Source organism: Yinghuangia sp. ASG 101 (assembly GCF_021165735.1).
GTDB lineage: Bacteria > Actinomycetota > Actinomycetes > Streptomycetales > Streptomycetaceae > Yinghuangia.
Genome location: NZ_CP088911.1, coordinates 1597782 through 1620895, shown reverse-complemented (window position 1 = coordinate 1620895; position 23114 = coordinate 1597782). Strand labels below are relative to the sequence as shown.

The window sequence follows — 23114 nt, the reverse complement described above, 5'->3', positions numbered from 1 at the left end:
GGCGTCGGGCGGCGTGCCGTGCGGAGGAGAGGGGCTGATGCGGCGGCGGTGACCGGGGCAACGGCCTTGGTGGTGGCGGGTGTCGCGGTCGACGGGTCGGTGGCGCGGGGTGTGTGCCGGGTTATTCGGCGACGGCCGCGTACCGTCCCCTCCGGCCGCCTTCGTCGCGGTCGGCCGTGTCGACGGCGACGCCGACCGGGCTCGCCTCCAGGCGTTCGGCGACGGGGGTGCTGAGGAAGGTGTGCTCCAGGTTCAGCGCGCGCGGGTGGTTCAGGGGCCGCCCGGCCCACAGCGCCTCGGCGCCTCGGTCGCCGAACGTGCCGAGGGACAGGTCGAGTTCGCGCCGGCGCGTGACGATCGGGGCGCCGGTCGGCGCGGCGGCGAACCCCTCGGTGCCACGGCCCCACCCGACGGTGCGCAACGCCCAGGCCACCTGGTCGGGTTCGGACGGCAGCCGCCGCGCGGTGTTCTCGGCCGCGGCGTTGTCCGCCCGGGTGGCTTTGGGGTGGGGCGGCGCGGGGAGGTCGGCGACCGGCGGCCCGCCGAACTCGTCCGCGTGGTCGTGGATGTTCATGGGCCCTTGCCTACCAGAGCCCGCCGACGAGCGGGCGGGGTGTCCGCCCGGCCCGCCCGGCCCGCCTCGGGGGTGAGGGAAAACCCTGTCGCCGTTGTCGTTTCGGGCGTGTAGGTTTGCCCTCGACACCGGATATTCTCAATAAGAGAACAACTGGGGAACCAGCAAACCGACAGGTGGGAAACGCCAGATGACGACGATCGGCCGACCGGGCAGCGAGCGCGAGCGCGCGTGGCTGGCGGCGTACGACCCGAGGGCCTTCGCGCCGATCGCCGTGACCGTCGACGTCGTCGCGCTGACCATGCGCCGCCCCCCGGACGGAAGCGGCAAAGCGCTGCACGTGCTCACCATCCGGCGCGGCGCGATGCCGTACGCCGGACACCGCGCGCTGCCCGGCGGGTTCGTCCGCGCCGCGGAGAACGAAGACCTCGACCAGGCCGCGATCCGCGAACTCGCCGAGGAAACCGGCCTCGCCGCGCACGGCGCCGGCGGGACCGACCCGCACGACGTCCCGCCGCCGTTCCCCCGCCTGCACCTGGAGCAGCTGGGCACCTACGGCACGCCGGGCCGCGACCCGAGGATGCGGGTCGTGTCCGTCGCCTACCTCGCGTTCGCCCCCGACCTGCCCGAGGCGACCGCGGGCGGCGACGCCGCGGCGGCCTCGTGGGTCCCGGTCGACGCCCTCGATCCGGCCGAACTCGCCTTCGACCACGCGCGCATCCTCGGCCACGGTCTGGAACGCGCCCGCGCCAAACTCGAATACACCCCCCTCGCCACGGCGTTCGCCGGATCGGAGTTCACGATCACCGAGCTGCGCGAGGTCTACGAGGCGGTGTGGGGAGAACCCCTGCACGCCGGCAACTTCCACCGCAAGGTGCTGTCGGTCCCCGGGTTCGTCGAGGACACCGACACCACCACCGCCCGCGGCGGCGCCCGCGGCGGCCGACGCGCCCGGCTCTACCGAGCGGGCGGCGCGCGGCTGCTGCACCCGGCGCTGCTGCGTCCGTCACGGGAGGAAACCCAGTGACCGACACGACAGGCACGCCCGACACCACCACTCCGGCGATCCCGAAGACCCTGGACGAGGCCGTCGACCTGGTCGGCCGAGCCGAAGCCCCCGAAGACCTGTTCGGGCCCTACGACGGCACTCCCGAGGCGTGCCTGCGCGCCGGCGGGCGGACGTACCGCGCGCTCGCCCGATTCCTGCACCCGGACGCCGTCCCCGACGGCCGCAAGGCCGCCGCGCAGGCGGTGTTCACCCGGCTGTCCGAGCTGTGGCTGCGCTACCAGCAGACGATCACCGGTGTGACGGGCCGTCAGGTCGTCATCACCACCCGCAAACGCGCCTACTCCGTGGGCGTCGAGCGCGCCCGCGGCGACATCGCCGCGCTCTACAAGGTCACCTACGCCGACAAGGACGGCTCGGAGGTCCGCGCGCTGCTCAAGATGCCGCGCTCGGTCGCCGACAACGACCTGATGGCCCGCGAGGCGACCGCGCTGGCCCGCATCGCCCGCGAAGGCGACCGCAAATACGCGGCGTACGTCCCCGCCCTCATCGAGTCGTTCCGGCACCGCGACGCCGACAACGGCAACGAGCGCCGCGCCAACGTCATCGAGCGCGTGCGCGGCTTCGCGTCGCTCGCCGAAGTCCGCGACGCGTACCCCGACGGCCTCGACGCCCGCGACGTCGCCTGGATGTGGCGGCGCCTGCTCGTCGCGCTCGGCTACGCCCACCGCGCCGGCGTCGTGCACGGCGCGGTCGTCCCCGACCACGTCCTCATCCACCCGCAGAAGCACGGGCTCGTGCTCGTCGACTGGTGCTACGCCACGGTGATGGAGCGTGGCCCCGACGGCCGCTACCGGGCCGGTGCCGAACACGTGCCCGCGATGCTCGACCGGCACGCCGCGATGTATCCGCCCGAGGTCCCCGGCAAGCAGCCGCCGGACCAGTCGGCCGACATCTTCATGGCCACCCACTGCATGACGTACCTGCTGAACGCCGACGCCCCCAGGCCGCTGCTGCGCTTCGCCCGGGGCTGCACCCTCCCGGCACCGCAGCGCCGACCGCACGACGCGTGGCAACTGCTTGGAGAACTCGACGAGTTGCTGGGACGGCTGTACGGCCCGCGCCGCTTCCGCCCGTTCACGATGCCGGGCCGGCGCAAGGGCGCCTGACCCGGCCGCGCGCACCACCTCGCGCGCCCCGAACCCCCCACACCCGCACACCGATTCCCCCGGAGGATCCCTGATGGGAAGCGGCAACTGGTCCACCAACGTCTATGACGCCGCCCAGAGTTACAACGCCCGCACCGGCCGCAGCGCCTTCGACTACAGCCACAAGGCGCACACCAGCGTCCCGCGCGCGCAGTGGAAGGCGCACGCCGACCTCGACCCGTTCGGCGTCGGCACCCGCGAGAGCCGCGACAGCGACGAACACCCCACCTCGCTGGCCATCTCCGTGCTGTTCGACGTCACCGGCTCGATGCGCTCGGTGCCGGTCACCCTCCAGACCAAGCTGCCCGAGCTGTTCGGCCTGCTGCTGCGCAAGGGCTACGTCGACCACCCGCAGATCCTGTTCGGCGCGATCGGCGACGCCACGTGCGACCGCGTGCCGTTGCAGGTCGGGCAGTTCGAGTCCGACAACCGCATGGACGACCAGCTCGGCACCATCCTCCTGGAGGGCGGCGGGGGCGGTCAGAAACGCGAATCGTACGAACTGGCCCTCTACTTCATGGCCCGCCACACCGAACTCGACTGCCTCGACAAGCGCGGCAAGCGCGGCTACCTGTTCATCATCGGCGACGAGATGCCCTACGGCGCTGTCAAGCACCGCGAGGTGCGGCAGGTGATCGGCGACGAACTCGGCGAGGACATCGGGATCCGCGACATCGTCACCGAACTCCAGCGCAAGTACGAGGTCCACTACATCCTCCCGGCCGGCTCGTCCTACGTCGGCGACACCGAAGTCCTCGGCCGCTGGCGCGAGTTGCTCGGCCAGAACGTCATCGAGCTGGACGACCTGGACGCCGTCTGCGAGACCATCGCCCTGACCGTCGGCCTCGCCGAGGAGGCCATCGACCTGGACGAGGGCCTGGGCCACCTCAAGGACGTCGGCGCCGTCGACAGCCAGGTCGGCTCCGTCTCGCGCGCGCTGACCGCGTACGCCCAGGGCCGCTCCGGCGCGCTCGCCACGACGCAATCCCTCCCGGGGCTGGACGACGACGGCGCACCGGGCACGACGCGACTGTGACGCACGCGCCCGCGACACACGGGTCCACGGCACGGGAACCGGGGACGCGCGGCGCACCCGCGGCCCGGACCACCGGGACCCGCGCGTCCGGCACCCCCGACCGGCACGTCGCCGTGGTCGACCTCGGCTACGGCGACGCCGGCAAGGGCACGGTCGTGGCACACCTGTGCGACCGCGCGTACCGCTCCGCCGGGAGGCCGGTCCGCGCGGTCGTCCGCTTCAACGGCGGCGCGCAGGCCGCGCACAACGTCGTCGCCGACGACGGCCGCCACCACACCTTCGCGCAGTTCGGCGCCGGCACCTTCACCCCCGGAGTCGCCACCCACCTGTCGCGCTTCATGCTGGTCGACCCGCTCGCCCTCGCCGCCGAGGCCGACCACCTCGCGGCCGTCGGCGTGCCGGACGCGCTCGACCGGCTCACCGTCGACGGCGACGCACTGCTCACGACGCCGTACCACGCCGCCGCGAACCGGGCCCGCGAACGCGCGCGCGGCAGCGCGCGCCACGGCTCGTGCGGCATGGGCGTCGGCGAGACCGCCGCCTTCGCCCTCGCCCACCCCGACCTCGCCCCGCGCGCCTCCGACGCGCGCCGCCCGCGGGTGCTGCGCCGCAAGCTGGCCGCCGTCCGCGACGCGCTCACCGCCGACGTCGGCGACCTCGGCGCGCCCGGCGTCGACGCCGTCGCGGACGTCTTCGCCGCGTTCGCGTCGGCCGTGCGCGTCGTCGACGGCGCCCACCTGCACGCCCTCGTGCGCGAGGGGCCCGTCGTCCTCGAAGGCGCGCAGGGCGTGCTCCTCGACGAGTGGCACGGCTTCCACCCCTACACGACCTGGTCCACGACGACGTTCGCGAACGCCGACGCCCTGCTCGCGGAGGCGGGCGCCGAGCCGGCCGCGCGCCTCGGCGTGGTCCGCACCTACACCCCGCGCCACGGCCCCGGCCCGCTCGTCAGCGAGGACGCGCACCTGGCCGCCGCGCTGCCCGACGCGCACAACGGCACGGGGGAGTGGCAGGGGGCGTTCCGCGCCGGGCACTTCGACGCGGTCGCGCACCGGTACGCCGTCGAGGTGTGCGGCGGTGTCGACGCCGTCGCGCTCACCCACACGGACGCGCCCGGGCGGTTCCCGTTGCGCGTGTGCCGCGCGTACGAGGTCGACGGCGAAAGGACGACCGCGCTCCCGGCCGACACCCCGGGCGATCTGGACGCGCGGGCGCGGCTGACCGGGCGTCTGCTGCGTGCCGCGTCCGAGCTGGGCCCGGTCGTCGACAGCGCCGCGTGGCCGGAAACAGTCGCGCAAGCCCTCGGCGCGGCAGTGACGTTGCTCTCGTCGGGGCCGCGCACGGGAGACATGACTGGTCAGGTAGTATTACCGTCTGGTAACAACTAGTCGTGGGTGGGTTGCCAGCCGTCGCACGCCTTCCGGCGGCGTCGTGCCCGTCTTCCGGGCGGCCGGCGTCCCGGGGGCCACGTGCCGCTCCCGGGCCGGATGGTGGTCGGGTCGCCTGCCGGACGCGCGGTAGCCTCGCGGTGAATTGACGGATCGTCACATGAAGGGCGGGCCGGATCGTTTCCCGCGTACGCACGCGTGAAAGGCATGAGGGGACCGACATCGCAGGACCGAAGGAGCCGGAGCGGGAGCCGGAGCCGTCACGTCTCGGCGGGAGGTCGTACATGGCCGCATCGGCGCGGATGCAATGATGCCGGAGTGATCGAACACCCCGGCGGCGGCACACGCGCGGCAGGGGTGGGGCCATAGCGGCGTCTTCGGACGGGCATGACACCCTCGGACCGGCACCCGGGTGACCGGACGACCACAGGAGAGCTTTGTGAAAATCGTTGTCTGCGTGAAGTATGTGCCCGACGCGACCGCGGACCGCGGGTTCAACGAGGACGGTACGACCGACCGGGAGTCGGTGGACTCGCTGTTGTCCGAGCTCGACGAGTACGCGATCGAGCAGGCGCTGCGGATCGTCGAGTCGGGTGTCGAGGCGGAGATCACGTATCTCACGGTGGGGCCGGACGACGCCAAGGAGGCCTTGCGGAAGGCTTTGGCGATGGGCGGTGACAGGGCGATCCACGTCAACGACGACGACATCGCGGGCACCGACGCGCTGGGGACGTCGCTGATTCTCGCGAAGGCGATCGAGCAGGCCGGGTTCGACCTGGTGGTGTGCGGCATGGCGTCGACGGACGCGACGATGGGCGTGGTCCCGGCGATGCTCGCCGAGCGCCTGGGTGTGCCGCAGGTGACGGTCCTGGACGAGGTCGCGGTCGAGGGCGGTGTGGTGAAGGGCCGCCGCGAGGGCGACACCGCGACCGAGCAGGTCGAGGCGTCCCTGCCGGCGGTGATCTCGGTGACCGACCGCACGGGCGAGGCCCGGTTCCCCTCCTTCAAGGGCATCATGGCCGCGAAGAAGAAGCCGCTGGAGGAGAAGGACCTGGACGACCTGGGCGTCGACGCGGACCTGGTCGGCCTGTCGGCGGCGTGGTCGGTGGTGGACGCCGCGACGGCGCGTCCGCCGCGGTCCAAGGGCGAGGTCGTCACGGACGAGGGCGAGGGCGGCGTGCGGTTGGCCGGGTTCCTCGCGGCGCGGAAGTTCATCTGAGTCGGGTTGCACCGGACCTTCCCTTTCGAGATTTCCGGGCCACACCGGACAAGGAGTGACGCATCATGGGTGAGATCCTCGTTCTGGTCGACCACGTCGACGGAGCGGTACGCAAGCCGACGCTGGAACTGCTGACCCTCGCGCGGCGGATCGGCGAGCCGTCGGCGGTGTTCCTGGGCAAGGGCGCCGACGCGGCGACCGAGACGCTGGGCCGCTACGGCGCCGCGAAGGTGTACGTGGTCGACGCGGCCGAGGTCGACGACTACCTTGTCGTGCCGAAGGCGGACGCGCTGGCGCAGATCGCGCAGACCACCTCGCCGGCGGCGATCCTGGTGCCGTCGTCGAACGACGGCCGCGAGGTCGGCGCGCGTGTCGCGGTCCGCCTCGAATCCGGGCTGATCACCGACGCGGTCGACGTGCTCGCGGGGGAGGACGGGCCGCAGACCGAGCAGTCGGTGTTCGCCGCGACGTACCAGGTCCGCGCGCACGTGACGAAGGGCATCCCGGTCATCACGGTCAAGCCGAACGCCGCCACCCCCGAGGAGGCCCCGGCCACCCCGGCGGTCGAGCCCGTCACGGTGGCGTTCTCCGCCGCCGCGACGGGGACGCGGGTCGTCTCCCGCGCGCCGCGGGAGAAGTCGGACCGTCCGGAGCTGACCGAGGCCGACATCGTCGTCTCGGGTGGGCGGGGTGTGAACGGCGCGGAGAACTTCCACGTCATCGAGACGCTCGCCGACTCGCTCGGCGCCGCGGTCGGCGCGTCGCGCGCGGCGGTCGACGCGGGCTGGTACCCGCACAGCCACCAGGTCGGCCAGACCGGCACCCAGGTCTCGCCGCAGCTGTACATCGCCGCGGGCATCTCCGGCGCGATCCAGCACCGCGCGGGCATGCAGACCTCCAAGACCATCGTCGCGATCAACAAGGACGAGGACGCCCCGATCTTCGACCTCGTCGACTACGGCGTCGTCGGCGACCTGTTCAAGGTCCTCCCGCAGCTTGAGGAAGAGATCAACAAGCGCAAGTGACCCGCGGCCACGCGGCGTCCGACCCCAAGGGGTTCGCGACGCCGCGTGACACGACGGTGGATACGGCCCCTGTCCCCCTGCCGGGGAACCAGGGGCCGGACGCGTTTCCCGATGACCGGGCACAGGCTGCCACGCCCGGGCTCGTGGGCGACGCGCTGCCGCACACCCGCACTGCCGCGCCCGGCCCGGTGCGCGCCGCGCTGCCGCACGCGCGCGATCCCCGCGCCGATGACGCCCGTCCCGCCGACGCCGCCGCACGCCGGCGGCCCCTTGTGCCGATGGCGTCCCACCCGCGTTCCCGGACCCGGCAGCGGTCGGTCCGTCGGCGCCGCCGCACGCGCGCGGTCTTCGCGTCGATGGCGCTCCGCCCGTGTTCCGGGGCCCGGCAGCGGTCGGTCCGCTGGCGCCGCCGCACGCGCGCGGTCTTCGCGTCGATGACGCTCCGCCCGCGTTCCCGGGCCCCGCAGCGGTTGGCCCGTCGACGCTGCTGCCCGACCGCGGCCCTTTGCGCCGATCCCCGCCCCGCGTTCCCGGGCCTGGCGGCCACGCCGACCGCCGCCCGCACACCCGCGTGAGCTGCGCGACAATCGCCCGCCGACCGGCCGAATCCGGCCCACCCGTGATCTAGATTGACGCGGTGACATTCGCCGTTGCCGCCTGTTTCGGCGCGCTCGCCGTGCTGACGCTGATCGCCGCGTCGACCGGCTACCGCGGCCTGGTGTGCGACGCCGAGCGCGGCTACCGGGTCCCCGCGCACGTCGCGGGCGATCCGCACCTGACCGAACGCGCCAACCAGAGCGTGGCCTTCTGGTGCACCGGCGCGTCCCTGCTCAGCGCCGCGCCGCTCGTCCCGCTGCTGCCGATGCTCGCCGACGGCGCCGAGCGGAGGCCGACCGTGCCGTCCCTGGCCGTCCTCGCGGCGTACGGCGTCGCCGTCGTCGCGCTCGGGCGCGTGCCGTTCGCGCTGATCAGGCGCTATACGCCCGTCGGCGGAACGCCCCGCTGACCCCGGCCCGCCCGCGTCCCCCGCTCACGGGTACTCGGCCGACGGGTTCTCCTCCCGATCGACCAAGGCCCGCTCGAACGCCGCCAACGTGCCGGTGAAAAGCGCGCGTTCGGCGTCGGTCAGGGGGGCGAGCGCCTTGCGCCACGCGGCTGCGCCCTGGCCGAGCCACGCGGTGATCGCGTCGCGGCGGGCGTCGGTGATGCTCACGATCGTCCGGCGGCGGTCGGCCGCGTCGGGCGTGCGTTCGAGGATGCCCATCTTGTCGAGTTCGCCGACCATCAGGCTCACCGTCGCGGGGGCCACTTCCAGCCGTGCGGCGATCTCGTTGACCGCCATCGGACCGTCGAAGAGCAGGTACGCGAGCAGCGACAGGTGACGCGGCGCCAACGCGTACGCGCGCAGTTCCTCCGGGACGGTGAGCCGCTTGGCCCGTCCGACGACGCGCGGCATGAGCAGCAGCAGCGCGCGGATCGCGTCGTCGATGCCCAACTCCTCGGGGGGTGTGGGCGGGCGCGCGGGGTCGCTCGAGGGATCGGTTGACACCGGTGGACCTCCGAAATACCTTTGCTGTCAAAACTACTTTGCTTGCAAAGCAAAAGTATTTGCCTTGTCGACCGACCCTACCCGCAGGAGTCAGCCATGGCCGAGCCGCATGACGCGTCCGCCGCCGCACGTGCCGCCGAGGCGAACCGGGCCGTCATCGAGGAGTTCCGCGCCGCCAAGGGCCGCGTCGGAGGCATGTTCGAGGGCGCCGACCTCCTCCTGCTGACCACCCGGGGTGCGCGCAGCGGACGACAGCGCACCAGCCCCGTCGCGTTCCTCCGCGACGGGCACCGGCTGCTGGTGTTCGCCTCCAACGCCGGTGCCGACACCCACCCCGCGTGGTTCCACAACCTGCGCGCGTCGCCCCGCGTCACCGTCGAGGTGCCGTACGAAGACGGCTCGGGCATCGAGCGGTTCACCGGCACGGCCGTCCCGCTCGACGGCGACGAACGCGACCGCCGCCTCGCCCTCCAGGCGGAGCGCGTGCCGGTGTTCGCGGACTACCGAAGGCGGACGACGCGGGTGATCCCCGTCGTGGCGCTCCTGCGCCTGGACTTCGGCGGCGACCCCGAGCGTGCCCGGGCGGCCGGACGGCAGTTGCTCCAGGCGCACCGCGAACTGCGCGAGGAGCTGGGCACGTTGCGCCTCGGGCTGGACGACCCCGCGTCCGCCGAGCCGACCCGCAGCCGCGGCCTGACCGGGCACTGCCTCGCGTTCTGCACGGCTCTGGGCGACCATCACCGCAGCGAGGGAACCGCGTTCGCCGCGGTCGAGGCCGCGTACCCGGAACTCACGCCCACCTTGGACCGCCTGCGCGACGAACACCGCGTCGTGGTCGCGACATTGCGCCGCATCGAGGCGATCGTCGCGCGGATCGCCCGGGGAGACGCCGTTCCCGGCCTGCGCGCCGAACTCGACACCCTCGCCGCCGACCTGGAACGGCACTTCGCCTTCGAGGAGGACGAACTGCTGCCGGTACTCGGCGTGTTGAAGGACGGATCGACCGCTCCCGGCACCACCGGCCATCCGGCACCGCCGACCGGCGGGCGGTGACACCAGGCGATCGACCCGTCCGACGCGCGAACGCACCGCGCGAGAAGGAGGCCCGGCGTCGGCCCCGTGCGACGGGCCCGCCCGTGCGCGGGGTTCGGCGCGGTGTCGACCGGTGCGGTCTCCGGGGATTCGACGCGGTCGCGTGCCGCGGCCCGGTGGAGCGGGCGGGTGGGCGAGTCTCCGGCGCCGTGGGAGTGATGGCCGCGACGTTCGGCGGGGGTCGACTCGACGTCGACGGGCGTGGGCCGAGGCCGAGCGTCGGGTGGCCCGCGCGAGGGGGCCGGGGCGTGGTGCCGGTGACCGGAGAGGTTCACCGGTTCTCGTGCGCCCTCTACCCTGGGGCGCATGACCGACCGCGAGTTGCTGCCATCTGCGACCGAGGCGCACCTGCGGGCTCCCGACAGCGCGCGGCTGGCCGAGGCGACGGCGGTTTTCGCGCTGCTCGCCGACGCCACCCGCCTGCACGTGTTGTGGCTGCTCGCCCGCGACGAGTCGGATGTCGGCACGCTCGCCGACCGATGCGGCGCCTCGCGGACCGCGGTCAGCCAGCACCTGGCGAAGCTGCGGCTGGCCGGGCTCGTCGAGTCGCGCCGCGAGGGCCGGCACGTCCACTACCGGCTGACCGACGGCCACCTGCGCCGCCTGGTCCTGGAAGCCCTCAGCCACGCCGACCACCGCGTCACCGGCAAGGCTCCCCACGACTGACCCGCGCGAGCCCGCCTCCGCCCCCGGCGGCAGCCGCGTGTGACGCCGCGACCGAGGCCGGTGGCGGTGGGCTCGTTCGCGGGCCCGGCTCTGTGTGCTCCTGTGCCCCCGTGCCCCCGTGCGGCTCGCGGTCGAGTCGGGCAGGCGCTGTGCGCACCGAGCGTCACATGTGCGCAGATGCGCATGTATTGATATGGTCGCGGTCTCGGAGCTTCCGCCTGATGAGGGGTGGTTGTCGTGTCCGTACTCTCCCGACCGTCCGCGGCCCCCGTGCCGTCCGTGGTGTCGGTGCTGCGCGACCGTGTCTACCGCAGGCTGTTCGCCGCCCAGGTCATCGCGCTGCTCGGGACCGGACTCGCGACCGTCGCGCTCGGGTTGCTCGCGTACGACATGGCCGGCGGCGGGGCGGGGGCGGTTCTGGGGACCGCTCTGGCGATCAAGATGGCCGCGTATGTGCTCGTGGCCCCGGTGGTGGGCGCGGTCGCGGAGCGGTTGCCGCGCCGGGCGCTCATGGTCGGTGCCGACGCGGTCCGCGCCGGGGTGGCGCTCGCGCTGCCGTTCGTCGGACAGGTGTGGCAGATCTACGTGTTGGTGTTCCTGCTGCAGTCGGCGTCGGCCGCGTTCACCCCGACCTTCCAGGCGGTGATCCCCGACGTGCTGCGCGACGAGGGCGACTACACCCGCGCGCTGTCGCTGTCCCGGCTCGCGTACGACCTGGAGAGCCTGGTCAGCCCCGCGCTGGCCGCCGCGCTGCTGGCGGTCACCACGTACAACCGGCTCTTCCTCGGCACCGTGGTCGGGTTCGCCGCGTCCGGCCTGCTCGTGCTCTCCGCCGCGCTGCCCGCGCGCGCCGCCCCGCCGCCGCGCGAAGGCGGGGTGTACGGCAAGGCGACCTCGGGCGCCCGGATCCTCCTCGCCACTCCGGGCCTGCGCGCGCTGTCGGTGCTGAATCTCGCGGTGGCCGCGGCGAGCGCGATGGTGGTGGTCAACTCCGTCGTGTACGTGCGCGATGATCTCGGCCGCTCCGAGGGCGATGTCGCGTTCGCGCTCGGGGCGTACGGCGCGGGGTCGATGCTCGTCGCGCTGTGGCTGCCGCGCGTCCTGCGGAGCGCCGCGCGGGACCGGACGGTGATGCTGTGCGGGGCCCGGCTGCTGCCCGCGGTGTTCGCGGCGCTCGGGGTGCTCACCCTCGCGCCGCCGGCCTCGTGGCGCTGGCCGGGGCTGTTGGCGGCGTGGGCGGCGTTCGGCGCCGCGGCGTCGATGGTGCTCACACCGACCGGGCGGCTCATTCGTCGCTCGGTCGCCGAGCGGGACCGTACGCGCGTGTTCGCCGCGCAGTTCTCGTTGTCCCACGCGTGCTGGCTGGTCACGTACCCGCTGGCCGGCGGGCTCGGTGCCGCGGCCGGGCGGGCGTGGGCGGTCGGGGCGCTCGGGGTGATCGCGCTGGTCGCGGCGACCGCCGCGTCGTGGTGGTGGCCCGCCCCGGAGCGGCGTCCGTCCGCGTCCGCCGGTTGTTCGGGAGCGGACGCGGTGCGCGGCGCGGGCGAGCCCGCCGCCACGGCCTGACCGGCGTCCCCGGGTGTCGCCGTGCCGGTTGCGGTGTCACCCTCGGGTCCTGCGAAGGGTCGGCGTACATGTGCGGGCAGCCGTCGCGGACCGCCTCGGGGCGGTGTGTCGGTCGGCGCGGCCGGCGGCGGTGGGGTTGGTGTCATGCCCGCCAGTCAAGGCAGGGCGGTGTTGCCGGTACGTCTGTGCTTTTCGATACGCCGGCGATACGCGGCGGCTCGTAGCATCCGTGGGATGCGTGTGCTGATTGTCGAGGACGAGCCGCACCTGGCCGAGGCCATCCGCGATGGGCTGCGCCTGGAGGCGATCGCGGCCGATATCGCGGGGGACGGCGACACCGCGTTGGAGCTGCTGGACCTCAACGGCTACGACATCGCCGTCCTCGATCGCGACATCCCCGGTCCCTCCGGCGACGAGATCGCGCGGGGCATCGTGGCCTCCGGGAGCGGCATGCCGATCCTCATGCTCACCGCGGCCGACCGGCTCGACGACAAGGTCTCCGGGTTCGAGCTGGGGGCCGACGACTACCTCACGAAGCCGTTCGAGCTGCGGGAACTGGTGCTCAGGCTCCGGGCGCTCGACCGCAGGCGCGCCCACAACCGGCCTCCCGTACGCGAGATCGCGGGTCTGCGGCTGGACCCGTTCCGCCGCGAGGTGTTCCGGGACGGCCGCTATGTCGCGCTGACCAGGAAGCAGTTCGCGGTCCTCGCCGTCCTCGTCGCGGCCGAAGGCGGTGTCGTCAGCGCCGAGGAGCTTCTGGCCCGCGCGTGGGACGAGAACGCCGACCCGTTCACGAACGCCGTGCGCATCACGGTCTCGGCGCTGCGCAAACGCCTCGGCGAACCGTGGATCATCACCACCGTCGCGGGTGTGGGCTATCGCATCGACACGCCGTCGGACGCGACCGGGAAATCGAAATAGGTGTGGGGATAAGGCTCGTCGGCGAGCGTGTAGTGCCACCATTCGCTCGTGTACGAGCGGAATCCGCAGGCCTCCATGAGGGAGCCCAGCGATGCGCGGTTCCGGGCTTCGGCGGCGGTGATTCCCCGGGCCCCGTGATGCGAGACCGCGTCCATCAGGTCGTGGCCGCCGCCCATGCGGGCGAGTTCGCCGGTCGCCAGGTGATAGAGCGTCAGATCGACGGTACTGCCGCGGCTGTGGCCCGATTTGGCGGCCACGTAGCCCTGCGCGAATATATCGGCGCGCTCGATGTTCGGGTAATGCCGGGACTTGGTCCGGCCGTCCTCGGGCTGCGCGGCCCAGCGCAGAAAGCAGTCCACGGCGCGTTGCGGGCGGTAGCCGTCCCACAGCAGCAGGCCGAAGCCGAGGGCCGCGGCCTTTTCCCGCGCTCGTGCCAGTGCCGCGCACAGGGCCCGCGTGCCGACGACGCGGTTCGCCAGGTATCCGTCCACCGGTTTTCCGGTGAAGTTGTCCCAGGTGGCGTATTTGGCGTCCCAGCGGATTCCGGGGACGCACTCGTCCACGAACACGAAGTCGTCGTTCACCGGCCCGCTTCCGTCAGCGCCGACGACACCAGCCGGTCGATCACCGCGGAAAGCGGGAGCCCCGAGGCCGCCATCATGCGCGGATAACGGCTGTACGAGGTCATGCCGGGCAGGGTGTTCACCTCGTTGAGGACGACTTTTCCGGCGTCGGTGAGGAACATGTCGACGCGGGCCAGCCCCCGGCATCCCAGGGCGCGGTACACGGCCTTCGCGGTATCCCGGACCAGCGCTCGCGACTGCGCCGGAATATCGGCGGGGACGACGGCCGTGGAGTTCTCGGACCCGGTTTCCGGCGAACTCTCCTGGTGGATGCGGAAGAACCCGTGCGACAAATCGATGCGGTCCACCTCGCCGAGCAGGAGATCCGATCCGCTACCCAGAAGGGCGCAGCCGACCTCGCCGCCGTCGACGGCCTCCTCGATCAGCACCTTGGTGTCGTAGCGCCGGGCGTCTTCCACCGCGCCGGCCACGTCCTCGGGCCGGGAGACCTTGGCGACACCGAACGACGATCCCGAGCGGGCCGGTTTCACGAAGACCGGATAGCGCAGCCCGTCGGGTTCGACGGTCTCGCCCGCCTGGACCGTCCGAAAACTCGGTGTCGCGATGCCGGCGCTCCGGGCGACGAGGTAGGTGAGGGATTTGTCCATACACAGGGCCGAACTCTGGATATCGCAGCCCGCGTAGGGGATTCCGGCGAGTTCCGCCAGCCCCTGGATCGCGCCGTCCTCGCCGAACCTGCCGTGCAGAACGGGCAACAGGACGTCCAGGCCGATCGTTTCGCACCGCCCGCGGTCGTCGAAGACAAGCAGTCCTCGGACACCGCTGTCGGGTGACAGTACGGCCGGGCGGCCCGGGCTGTCTTCCGCCGGCGCGCCGGGGGTGTCGCACAGCCGCCACGCGCCGATTTTTGTGATCCCGATGTAGAAGGGCTCATATTTCGCGGTGTCGACGTGCCGGGCGATCTCGCGCGCCGATTTGACGGACACGTCGTGTTCCTCGGATCGGCCTCCGAAGACGATGCCGAGTTTCGGCTTAGCCATGCTGAGTCCTGCTTTCGAATTCCAGGCAGTTGACGAGGGAGTTCTCGACCGTGTCGCGCAGGGCGCGGTCGGTGTAATAGGCGGTGTGCGGGCTGATCAGCACATTCGGCATGCGGTGCAGCCGCGACAGCGCGGTGCCCGCCGGAGGACGGTCGCGGCGGTCGGTGTAGAAGACGCCCTCCTCTCCCTCCACGACGTCCAGCGCCGCGCCGCCCAACCTGCCGCTCTCCAGCGCCGCGACCAGGGCCTCGGTATCGACGAGCGCCCCGCGCCCGGTGTTGACCAGGAACGACCCGTGCCGCATCCGGCCGATCCGCTCGCGGTCGAGGAGATGGCGGGTTTCGGGGGTGAGCGGCGTGTGGAGCGTCACGAGATCGCTCAGCCCGAGCAACGCGCCGAGGGAGACATATTCGGCATCGGCCGTACGGCTCCGATCGCACGCCACGATCCGGCAGCCGAAACCCCGCAGGCGGTTCACGACGGCCGTGCCGATACGCCCGGTCCCGACCACCCCGACCGTCAGATCGCGCAGTTCCCTTCCCCGCACGTCGTGCAGGCGGTAATCGTGGAGATCGGTGCGACGGATGACCGATTTCGCGTCGCGTACCGCCATCAGCATCAGCATCACGGTGTAGTCCGCCACGCTGTCGGGCGAATACGAGACGTTTCCCACCGAAATACCGACGCGCGCCGCGAATTCCCCGTCGATGTGGTCGCGGCCGATGCTCCGCGTCGAGATGTACGCCACGCCGGCCCGGCCGAGCGCCCGCAGCGTCGCGTGGTCGATCCGCGCCTTGTGGCCGACGCTGATGCACCGGTTGCCGAGCGCCAGGCCGCTGTTGGCCTCGGATACCGCGGCGTCCGTGATGGTCGGCGCGACCCCGAGGCGCGGCGCCGCCTCCCGGAACAAGGCGGCCTCGTCCGGCCCGCACCCGTACACGGTGATTCCCAGGAGGCCGCTCATCGTGCGCGCCGCCGCATGTAGAGGTCGAAGGCCCGGTAGACCGCCGGCCGCAGTGGCAGGTCCCATTCGCCGACGTACCTGACGGCCTCGCCGCCGGTGCCCGTCTTGAACCGGATCAGCCCGACGTGCGGGTCGTCCGCGTCGAGGGTGGGGGTGATGCCGCGCAGGCTGTAGACGTCGCAGCCGGCCGCCCACGCGTCGCGGATCATCGCCCACTGGCAGGCGTTGGAGCCGCGTACCTCGCGCTTCGCGGTGGACGAGGCCCCGTAGGCGTACCACGCGCGGGCGCCGACGCGGACGAGCACGGTGGCGGCGACCAAGTCACCCTCGTGGTGGGCCAGATAGAGGCTGATCCGCTCGGGGGCCTCGGCCCGCAGGGCCGCGAACATCGTCGTGAAGTAGGGCAGCGGCCGGGGGGTGAAGCGGTCGCGCTCGGCGGTGTGCACGTACAGGTCGTGGAACGCCTTCAGATCGTCGCCGACGGTGACCTCGACGCCCTCCTTGGCCGCCTTCCTGATGTTGCGGCGCCACACCTGGTTCATACCGGCGAGCAGGTCGTCCCGGGTGCGTCCGGCGAGCGGAAGCTCATACGTGAACTGCGGGTGCCCGACCCCGAAGCCGTCGTCGGGGCTCCGCGGCAGCCAACCGGCGTCCCGGAGCCGGGCGGTCACGCGCGCGCCGACCGGATCGGCCTGCCCGTACGGCAGTTCGGTGAGCCGCCTGACGCGCGGGTCGGCGATGCCGTCCTTGACCTGCTCGGCGCTCCAGGTGTGCGTGCGCACGGGAGGACCGAGCCGGATCGCGAACGCGCCCCGTGCCCGCAGATGGGCGGCCAGCGGGTCGAGCCACGCACCGAGGTCGCCGGCCCAGTCGACGACCGGGCCCTCGGGGAGGTACGCCAGCGTGCGGCGCTCCAGGCGCGGCACCGGCCGATGCAGGACGAGCCCGGCACCGACGAGCGCCGGGCCGTCAAACCAGCCGAGCGATTCGGCGCGCCACTCGGTCTTGACGCGGCCCCACGCCGGGGTCTGGAGGAAGCTGGGCGACCGCCGCGTCCGGACGAACGCGCCGTGCTCGGCGGTGCTGATGGGCCGGACGCGCAGACTCACGCGCCCGCCTTGGGCCGGAGGTGGCCCGCGTGCCGCCTCCGATGCCGAACGGCCGTGGTGGACAAGGGTGTGGGTGGGGGCGCCGCGCCGCGCGCCGGTTCGCTGGTGGACATGCCGCCAGTCAAGGCGGCGCGGTGTTGCCCGCACGTATGGGGATTTCGATACGCCGCCGATACGCCGCCGATATGCCGCCGATATGGTGCCGGGGTGCCGCCGCTCGGCCGGTTCGCCGGCCGGATCAGCCGCCGGTGCGGGGCTCGATCCGGTCGACGAGCCCCCACGCCAATCCCCGGGCCGCGGTGACGTGTTCGCCGCTCAGCACCATCCACGCGGTCCGCCAGCGGCCGATGCGCCCGGTGACGCTGACCGTGCCGCCCGCGCCCGGGACCATGCCCAGGGTCAGTTCCGGGAGGTGGAACCACGCGCCGGGATCGGCGACGACGGTCGCGGCGAACGCCGGGACCTCGATGCCGGCGCCGACGCACGCCCCGTGGAGGTAAGGGGTCACGCGGTCGCGGTTCCGGTGCACGAGCAGGCCGGCGCTGCGGGCCAGCCGCGTCACGTGCGCGGTCGCGGCGTCGACGGCCGTACCGAACTCGTCGAGGTCGCCGCCGCTGGAGAACGACGGCCCCGCGCCCCGGAGTTCGGCCCTCACGTCGGGGTCGGCGGCCACGATGTCGAGGGCGTTGATCAGCGCGTCGCGCAGGCCGCGCCCCAGCGCGTTGCGGCGGTCGGGGCGGTTGAGCGTGATCCGGAGGAGGTCGCCCTCGCGGTCGAGGAGGACGGCGTCGTCCGGGGTCGGCGGCTCGGGCCGCGCGGGGCGCGAGGCCCGCCACGCGGCGAACTCCGGCCCCGCGAGCAGCATCGAGTACGCGAGGGACTCGGCGGCGAGGGCGTCGGGGACGGCCGCGGGGTCGCGCAGCAGCCGCGCGTTGACGCGGAGCAGGTTCGCCAGCGCGAGCGAGGCCCGCGGCGCGCGGTCGACCGCGCCGAGGAGAAGGCCGACCGCGGCATCGACATCCGGGACCGCGACGTGCGACCGCCCGTCGGCGACGACGTCGGACGGGCACACGGTCAACGTCAACGCGTCCACCACCGGCTGGAGTTCGGGCGCCCACGGGCGGCGCGCCACCCCCAGGGTCGCCCGCGTCGCCCCCGCGAGCGCGTGCGCGGCGGCGGCCGGGTCGCCGACCCCGGCGTCGAGGTCGACGACGGTGAGCACGTCGCCCCCGCTCGGCGGCCCGGTCACCGGGATGCGCGGACGGAGCAGTTCGGGCACCGCGAGAAGACCACCGAGCGGCATGGGCATGGGGGAGATGCAATCAGATCGGGATCGCGGGGGCGAAACCGCCCGGGCCGACGCCCCCGCGTCCCACCCACTTTTTTGTGCGTACTTGTCGGGTCGCGGCCGGGCGAACAGGCTTGAGGCGACCGGTCGGAAGGCCCGCCGGCACCCGACGGAAGGCGAAGGAGGCAGGGATGTCCGGACGTCCGTTCACGAGACCTCGGCCGACGCGCCCTCCGCGAGCTTGTCCAGGCGCCGGTGGCCCCAGTCCGACAGGGGCGCCAACGCCACCGAGAGGTCGCGGCCGAACGCCGTCAGCGAGTACTCCGTCCTGAGCGGCAGCACGTCGAACACCTCGCGGCGGACGAGACCGTCGGCCTCCATCTCGCGCAACGCCTGAGTCAGCACCTTCTCGCTGAGCCCCGGCACGCGGCGGCGCAGCTCACCGGGGCGCTGCGGGCCGGACTCCAGCAGCCACAGCAGCGCGGTCTTCCACTTGCCGTCGATCACGGCGATCGCGGCGGTCACACCGCACACGTTCGGGTCCTGGGCACGGCTGCGCGTCATCGTCGTCCCTCGGTCGCGTTGCCTCTGGTCCCACCGTCCAACAGATCCTCGTACGGGAGCCATTCCATGTCGTCTTCCATGTCGTCACACGACGCACAGCCCGCCGTCACCGTTCTCGGCCTCGGCCCGATGGGCCGCTCGCTGGCCGCCGCGTTCCTCGCGGGCGGCGTGCGGACCACCGTCTGGAACCGCACGCCCGGTCGCGACCGCGAGCCGGTCGCGCTCGGCGCGGTCGGCGCCGCGACCGCCGAGGACGCCGTCGCGGCGAGCGACCTGGTCGTGGTCTGCGTCGTCAACTACGACGCGTCCGACGCCATCCTGCGGCGCGACGCCGTCACCGCCGCCCTCAAGGGCCGCACGGTGGTCAACCTGTCCGCCGACACCCCCGGACGGGCACGCGACACCGCCGCGTGGGCGGACCGGCACGGCATCGCCTACCTGGACGGCGCGATCATGACGCCGACCCCGACGATCGGCACCCCGGACGCGGTATTCCTCACCAGCGGCCCGGCCGACCTGCACCGCCGCCACGCCCCGGTGCTCGCGACCCTGGGCGGCACGCACACCCACCTCGGCGACGACATCGGCCGCGCCGCGGCGTACGACGTCGCGCTGCTCGACATCTTCTGGACCGCGATGGCCGGCTACGCCCACGCGCTCGCGGTGGCCCGCGCCGAAGGCGTCACCGCGCGCGAACTCGCGCCGTTCGCGGGCGGCATCGGCGCGATCCTGCCGCCGATCTTCGCGGCCACGGCCGCGAGCGTCGACGCCGCCACCTTCGACGGCGAGGACAACCCCCTCACCTCGGCGGCGTCCTCGATCGCCCACATCATCGCGACCGCCGAGGCCCACGGCATCGACACCGCCGTCATCCGCGCCGCCGAGGGCCAGGTACGGCGCGCCATCGGCCTCGGCCACGGCACCGACGGCTTCACCCGGATCAGCGCCCTCCTCACCCCGCACTGACCCTCACCCGCCCACGCACCGCAGCGACAACACCATGCGCCGCCGACCAAGATCAACACCAACCACGACAACCCGACCCCCGTCCCCCACGGACACCGGGCGGTGCCAGGTGTACGCGTTGCGGATGTGCTGTTCTTCCACCAGGATGCCGCCGTGCTCGGCGGTGAGTTGGGTCACGTGCGTCCAGAACTCGGCGTCGGCGGGGCGGTGTTCGTCGACGTGGTCGAGTGCGGGGTCCCAGGGCGACGCGTCGACCCGGTCGACGGACAGCCCGAGCGCCCGGGCGTGGGACACCGCGCGCTCGGACGCGGTGGCGGTGCCGACGTAGACGTCGTCGCGGGTTCCGACATGGACGAAGAAGCCGTCGTCGCCGATGAGGCGGCACCAGGTGCCCTCGCGCAGCACCATCGCGCGGACCAGGCCCATCGCGGTGCCGAGGGGGACGAGCGCGCCGTCGTGGTAGCCGGTCAGGTCGTACGGGAACAGTCCGCCGAGGCCCTGGCGGTTGCGCGCGGCGCGGACGGAGAAGGAGAAGAACCCGTCCTTCATGGGGTTGTCGACGGCGAGACGGGTGAGCCCGGCGTCGAGTGCGAAGCCGGCGACCGCCGCCGCCCAGGCGTTCGCGATGCCCTGACGCGAGTCGTGGGTGAGGACGGTCGAGCCCTCGGGGCCGCGGGGTCGCGCCGTGCGGGGGCACAGACGGTGGACGCGGGGCGTCACGTCAGCGCCCGGCGCGGCTCGAAGTCGCCCCGAGGGCCGGTCGCGGGTGGACAGGAGACAAGATCATCCCGCCACCCTAGTCGTCTGCCGGGGTCAGTTGGGGGTGGTGAAGCAGACGAGGGTTTTGCCGTCGTCGGCGTACAGCGACCAGTAGCGGTGGTTGTCGCGGGGGCCTGTGGGGCAGTTCGAGGTGTCGGCGCCCGAGGCCGGGACCGAGTAGGCGCCGGCGATGACAAGGATCTGGTTGTAGGGGACGGGGACGCGGGCGGCGTAGCAGTCCACCGCCGTGGTGGAGCCGATGGAGGAGACGCCGTTCGCGGAACCCTCCGCCAGCACGCAGTAGTTCTTCACCCAGACCCGGTTGAGGCACAGCGTCGTGGTGTTGCCGGTGATGGAGGAGTAGTGGCTCCAACTGTCCCGCCCGGTACCCGTCGGGCACGAGGATCGCTCGGTGGACCTGCTCGTCACCTGGAAGAGCCCGCCGCGGTCGCTCGTGCAGGACACCGCGTTCGGCGGGACGGGGACGTTCCAGTCGCTGCCGTCGCGGTAGACCGGCAGGCATGAGCCCGTGTCGACCGCCAGGAACGCTTCCTCCGTCGGGTCGGTCGGTTCGGGAGTGGGGGTGGGCGTGGGGGCGTCGGGGGTGTACGCGGAGCCGCCGGAGGTGCTGCCGCTGCCGGCAGTGCCGCCGGAGCTGCCGCCGGAGCCGCCGTCGGAGGAGCCGAATTCGGGGAGGGGCAGGTCTCCGATGTCGGGCCCGTCCGCGCCGCCGGAGCGGCCCGACGACACCGAGTGGTCGGACGACCCGTTGTGGTGGCTGCCGCCGCCCCTGCGGTTGCAGCCCACCAGGAGCACGGGGACGAGCAGCCAGACGAGCCAGGCCCACCCCCGTAAGCGCCTTCCCCGCATCACACACCTCTTCCCCGTCGCTTTCACCGGAGTTCGAGAGCGTGGCACAACCGGCCGTGCCGCGGGTAGAGCGGCCGTTCACGTTGACGGATACCCCTCACGGACGCGCCCCGACCGCGCGGTGCGGCGTGGCCGCTGACCCGCCCGCACCGCCGCGAATTAGTTTGCTAGCATCCTAGACATGGCCGCCGAACGACCCGTCGAGAGACAGGTCAAGCAGTTCAACGTCTACCTGCCCGTCGACCTCATCCGTGAGGTGAAACACCACGCCGTCGACACGGAGCAGTCACTCTCCGCGATAGTCACGACGGCCCTCGCCGAATACCTCCAGCGCGCCGCGCCCGCCGGAAAGGAGAACGCGCATGACGACTGACGGCATCCGGGGCTTCCTGGTCGAGACCCGCAACTACGGGGCCACCGCCGCGTTTTGGAAGTCACTGGGCTTCGAGAAGGTCCTGGAGACCGAGCACGGGTCCGGGCACTGGGTGCATCCGGCCGGCGGGCCCTACGTGTTCATCGTCGAACAACACGAACGCGAGCTGACGACCCACCCCGTCCTCGAACTCCCCGACGCCGACGCGTTCGCCCCCGACCGCGCGCCGGACTACGCCCAGCCCTTCACGCCCACCCACTGGGGTGTGAGCCAGGCGCTCGTCCGCGACCCCGACGGGCGGACCGTGGCCCTCGAAGCCCCGCTGCCCCGCCGTGCGAAGGAGGCACACGGTGAGTGACAGCCCATCCGGCGCCGACGCGTCCGAGCCCGACCACACCGCCGTACGCGTCGCGCTGTGGCGCGCCCTGCACGTCCGGGCCGACCCGCCGCCGCACGTCCTCGACGACGAGATCGGCCTGAGGCTCGCCGACCCGGGGGACGACTGGCGTACGCGCGGCGACATGACGATGCCGGGTATCGAGGGCATCCGCGCGTCCATCGTGGCCCGCGCCCGCTTCGTCGAGGACCTGGTCGCCGAACGGGCGGACGCCGGGGCCGAGCAGTACGTCATCCTCGGCGCCGGCCTGGACACGTTCGCCCAACGCCGCCCCGAACTCGCGTCGCGGCTGCGGGTGTTCGAGGTCGACCAGCCGGGCACCCAGGCGTGGAAGCGCCGGCGCCTGGCCGAACTCGGCTATGACGTACCGCCGTGGCTGGTCTTCGCGCCCGTCGACTTCGAGGCCGGCGACGCGTGGCGCGAACGCCTCGTCGACGCCGGCTTCGACCCGACTCGGCGGACCGTCGTCGCGTCGACCGGCGTCAGCATGTACCTGACCGACGAGGCCAACACCGCGACGCTCCGCGACATCGCGACCCTGGCCCCCGGCTCCGTCTACGCCACGACGTTCCTGCTGCCGCTCGACATGCTCGACGACGAGCAGCGGCGGATCCAGGAGTTCTCGATGCGCAACGCCGCCGCGTCCGGGACGCCGTTCCTCAGCCTGTACGCACCCGACCGGTTGCGCCGAGCGGCCCTCGACGCCGGCTTCCGCACGGCCGTGCACGTATCCCCCGACGACCTGACGCACCGCTACTTCGCCGACCGCGACGACAACCTCCGCCCGCCCGCCGCCGAGCAGTTCCTCGTCGCCGAGGTCTAGCCCGTCCGCCGATCCGCCGCCAACACCTGCCGGAAAGCCGCGAGTTCGTCGCTACGATGGCTCCGCGGACGCTTGTCGTGCGGCGTCTGTTCCGTACGTTTGTCTCGCGCGGCCGTTCGGTGCCGCC

Annotated in this window: 25 protein-coding genes; 15 read left to right on the top strand and 10 right to left on the bottom strand. The window is 73.0% G+C overall.

The window, feature by feature from the left end; genetic code table 11:
- Positions 1 to 121 precede the first annotated feature (121 nt).
- A complete protein-coding gene (locus tag LO772_RS06660; RefSeq protein ID WP_231777442.1) occupies positions 122 to 574 on the bottom strand; it encodes a hypothetical protein in 453 nt (150 codons plus the stop codon).
- A gap of 190 nt (positions 575 to 764) precedes the next feature.
- Here LO772_RS06660 and LO772_RS06655 point away from each other — a divergent pair, with 190 nt between their 5' ends.
- The 7 genes from LO772_RS06655 to LO772_RS06625 all read left to right on the top strand — a co-directional run bounded on the left by LO772_RS06655 (position 765) and on the right by LO772_RS06625 (position 8462).
- Positions 765 to 1601 (top strand): NUDIX hydrolase, encoded by an 837-nt coding sequence (locus LO772_RS06655; protein ID WP_231777441.1) that lies wholly within the window; start codon positions 765 to 767, stop codon positions 1599 to 1601.
- Positions 1598 to 2749 carry a molecular chaperone DnaJ gene (locus tag LO772_RS06650; protein ID WP_231777440.1) on the top strand — a complete coding sequence of 384 codons (1152 nt, stop codon included), beginning with the start codon at positions 1598 to 1600 and terminating at the stop codon, positions 2747 to 2749. The genes LO772_RS06655 and LO772_RS06650 overlap by 4 nt, the downstream gene beginning before the upstream one ends.
- Before the next feature lie 73 nt (positions 2750 to 2822).
- Positions 2823 to 3824, top strand: a complete 1002-nt coding sequence (locus LO772_RS06645; RefSeq protein WP_231777439.1) for a hypothetical protein — start codon at positions 2823 to 2825, stop codon at positions 3822 to 3824.
- The gene (locus LO772_RS06640; RefSeq protein WP_231777438.1) at positions 3821 to 5212 is read left to right on the top strand and encodes an adenylosuccinate synthetase; all 1392 of its coding nucleotides are present in this window, start codon (positions 3821 to 3823) and stop codon (positions 5210 to 5212) included. The genes LO772_RS06645 and LO772_RS06640 overlap by 4 nt, the downstream gene beginning before the upstream one ends.
- Before the next feature lie 457 nt (positions 5213 to 5669).
- Positions 5670 to 6431 (top strand): electron transfer flavoprotein subunit beta/FixA family protein, encoded by a 762-nt coding sequence (locus tag LO772_RS06635; protein WP_231775371.1) that lies wholly within the window; start codon positions 5670 to 5672, stop codon positions 6429 to 6431.
- Between the two features lie 65 nt (positions 6432 to 6496).
- Positions 6497 to 7456 (top strand): electron transfer flavoprotein subunit alpha/FixB family protein, encoded by a 960-nt coding sequence (locus LO772_RS06630; protein ID WP_231775370.1) that lies wholly within the window; start codon positions 6497 to 6499, stop codon positions 7454 to 7456.
- A 637-nt stretch (positions 7457 to 8093) separates the two neighbouring features.
- Positions 8094 to 8462, top strand: a complete 369-nt coding sequence (locus LO772_RS06625) for a hypothetical protein (RefSeq protein ID WP_231777437.1) — start codon at positions 8094 to 8096, stop codon at positions 8460 to 8462.
- 24 nt (positions 8463 to 8486) lie between these two features.
- Here LO772_RS06625 and LO772_RS06620 read toward each other — a convergent pair whose 3' ends face one another.
- Positions 8487 to 8912 carry a MarR family winged helix-turn-helix transcriptional regulator gene (locus tag LO772_RS06620; protein WP_231779436.1) on the bottom strand — a complete coding sequence of 142 codons (426 nt, stop codon included), beginning with the start codon at positions 8910 to 8912 and terminating at the stop codon, positions 8487 to 8489.
- Between the two features lie 189 nt (positions 8913 to 9101).
- On the opposite strand from LO772_RS06620, the gene LO772_RS06615 reads away from it, so the two are divergent.
- The 4 genes from LO772_RS06615 to LO772_RS06600 all read left to right on the top strand — a co-directional run bounded on the left by LO772_RS06615 (position 9102) and on the right by LO772_RS06600 (position 13250).
- Positions 9102 to 10058: a nitroreductase/quinone reductase family protein gene (locus LO772_RS06615; protein ID WP_231777436.1), complete on the top strand. Its 957-nt coding sequence runs from the start codon at positions 9102 to 9104 to the stop codon at positions 10056 to 10058.
- A gap of 345 nt (positions 10059 to 10403) precedes the next feature.
- Complete coding sequence (locus LO772_RS06610) at positions 10404 to 10763, top strand: ArsR/SmtB family transcription factor (RefSeq protein ID WP_231777435.1); 360 nt, start codon at positions 10404 to 10406, stop codon at positions 10761 to 10763.
- Between the two features lie 279 nt (positions 10764 to 11042).
- Complete coding sequence (locus tag LO772_RS06605; protein WP_231779435.1) at positions 11043 to 12329, top strand: MFS transporter; 1287 nt, start codon at positions 11043 to 11045, stop codon at positions 12327 to 12329.
- 234 nt (positions 12330 to 12563) lie between these two features.
- Complete coding sequence (locus LO772_RS06600) at positions 12564 to 13250, top strand: response regulator transcription factor (protein ID WP_231777434.1); 687 nt, start codon at positions 12564 to 12566, stop codon at positions 13248 to 13250.
- Here LO772_RS06600 and vanX read toward each other — a convergent pair.
- From vanX to LO772_RS06570, 6 genes are all read right to left on the bottom strand, one after another.
- Entirely contained in the window at positions 13205 to 13834 is a 630-nt protein-coding gene (vanX, locus tag LO772_RS06595; RefSeq protein ID WP_231777433.1) for a D-Ala-D-Ala dipeptidase VanX, read from the bottom strand. The two genes, LO772_RS06600 and vanX, sit on opposite strands and share 46 nt — an antisense overlap.
- On the bottom strand, positions 13831 to 14874 hold the full coding sequence (vanA, locus tag LO772_RS06590; protein WP_231777432.1) for a D-alanine--(R)-lactate ligase: 1044 nt from the start codon (positions 14872 to 14874) through the stop codon (positions 13831 to 13833). The genes vanX and vanA overlap by 4 nt, the downstream gene beginning before the upstream one ends.
- Complete coding sequence (locus LO772_RS06585; protein WP_231777431.1) at positions 14867 to 15838, bottom strand: D-isomer specific 2-hydroxyacid dehydrogenase family protein; 972 nt, start codon at positions 15836 to 15838, stop codon at positions 14867 to 14869. Before LO772_RS06585 ends, vanA begins: the two co-directional genes overlap by 8 nt.
- Positions 15835 to 16947, bottom strand: coding sequence for a lipid II:glycine glycyltransferase FemX (locus LO772_RS06580; RefSeq protein WP_231777430.1), 1113 nt, complete (start codon positions 16945 to 16947; stop codon positions 15835 to 15837). The genes LO772_RS06585 and LO772_RS06580 overlap by 4 nt, the downstream gene beginning before the upstream one ends.
- Before the next feature lie 238 nt (positions 16948 to 17185).
- Entirely contained in the window at positions 17186 to 18256 is a 1071-nt protein-coding gene (locus tag LO772_RS06575) for an enoyl-CoA hydratase/isomerase family protein (protein ID WP_231777429.1), read from the bottom strand.
- 186 nt (positions 18257 to 18442) lie between these two features.
- Positions 18443 to 18799: a winged helix-turn-helix transcriptional regulator gene (locus tag LO772_RS06570; RefSeq protein ID WP_231777428.1), complete on the bottom strand. Its 357-nt coding sequence runs from the start codon at positions 18797 to 18799 to the stop codon at positions 18443 to 18445.
- A gap of 78 nt (positions 18800 to 18877) precedes the next feature.
- Between LO772_RS06570 and LO772_RS06565 the strand changes: the two genes are divergently transcribed.
- The gene (locus LO772_RS06565; protein ID WP_231779434.1) at positions 18878 to 19765 is read left to right on the top strand and encodes an NAD(P)-dependent oxidoreductase; all 888 of its coding nucleotides are present in this window, start codon (positions 18878 to 18880) and stop codon (positions 19763 to 19765) included.
- A gap of 3 nt (positions 19766 to 19768) precedes the next feature.
- Here LO772_RS06565 and LO772_RS06560 read toward each other — a convergent pair whose 3' ends face one another.
- Positions 19769 to 20485, bottom strand: a complete 717-nt coding sequence (locus LO772_RS06560; RefSeq protein ID WP_231777427.1) for a hypothetical protein — start codon at positions 20483 to 20485, stop codon at positions 19769 to 19771.
- Between the two features lie 93 nt (positions 20486 to 20578).
- Positions 20579 to 21394 carry a hypothetical protein gene (locus LO772_RS06555; protein WP_231777426.1) on the bottom strand — a complete coding sequence of 272 codons (816 nt, stop codon included), beginning with the start codon at positions 21392 to 21394 and terminating at the stop codon, positions 20579 to 20581.
- Between the two features lie 181 nt (positions 21395 to 21575).
- On the opposite strand from LO772_RS06555, the gene LO772_RS06550 reads away from it, so the two are divergent.
- From LO772_RS06550 to LO772_RS06540, 3 genes are read left to right on the top strand one after another with little or no spacing between them, the layout of a single operon-like run.
- Entirely contained in the window at positions 21576 to 21767 is a 192-nt protein-coding gene (locus LO772_RS06550; RefSeq protein ID WP_231777425.1) for a ribbon-helix-helix protein, CopG family, read from the top strand.
- On the top strand, positions 21757 to 22125 hold the full coding sequence (locus LO772_RS06545; RefSeq protein ID WP_231777424.1) for a VOC family protein: 369 nt from the start codon (positions 21757 to 21759) through the stop codon (positions 22123 to 22125). The genes LO772_RS06550 and LO772_RS06545 overlap by 11 nt, the downstream gene beginning before the upstream one ends.
- Positions 22118 to 22987 (top strand): class I SAM-dependent methyltransferase, encoded by an 870-nt coding sequence (locus tag LO772_RS06540; protein WP_231777423.1) that lies wholly within the window; start codon positions 22118 to 22120, stop codon positions 22985 to 22987. Before LO772_RS06545 ends, LO772_RS06540 begins: the two co-directional genes overlap by 8 nt.
- The last annotated feature ends 127 nt before the right edge of the window (positions 22988 to 23114 follow it).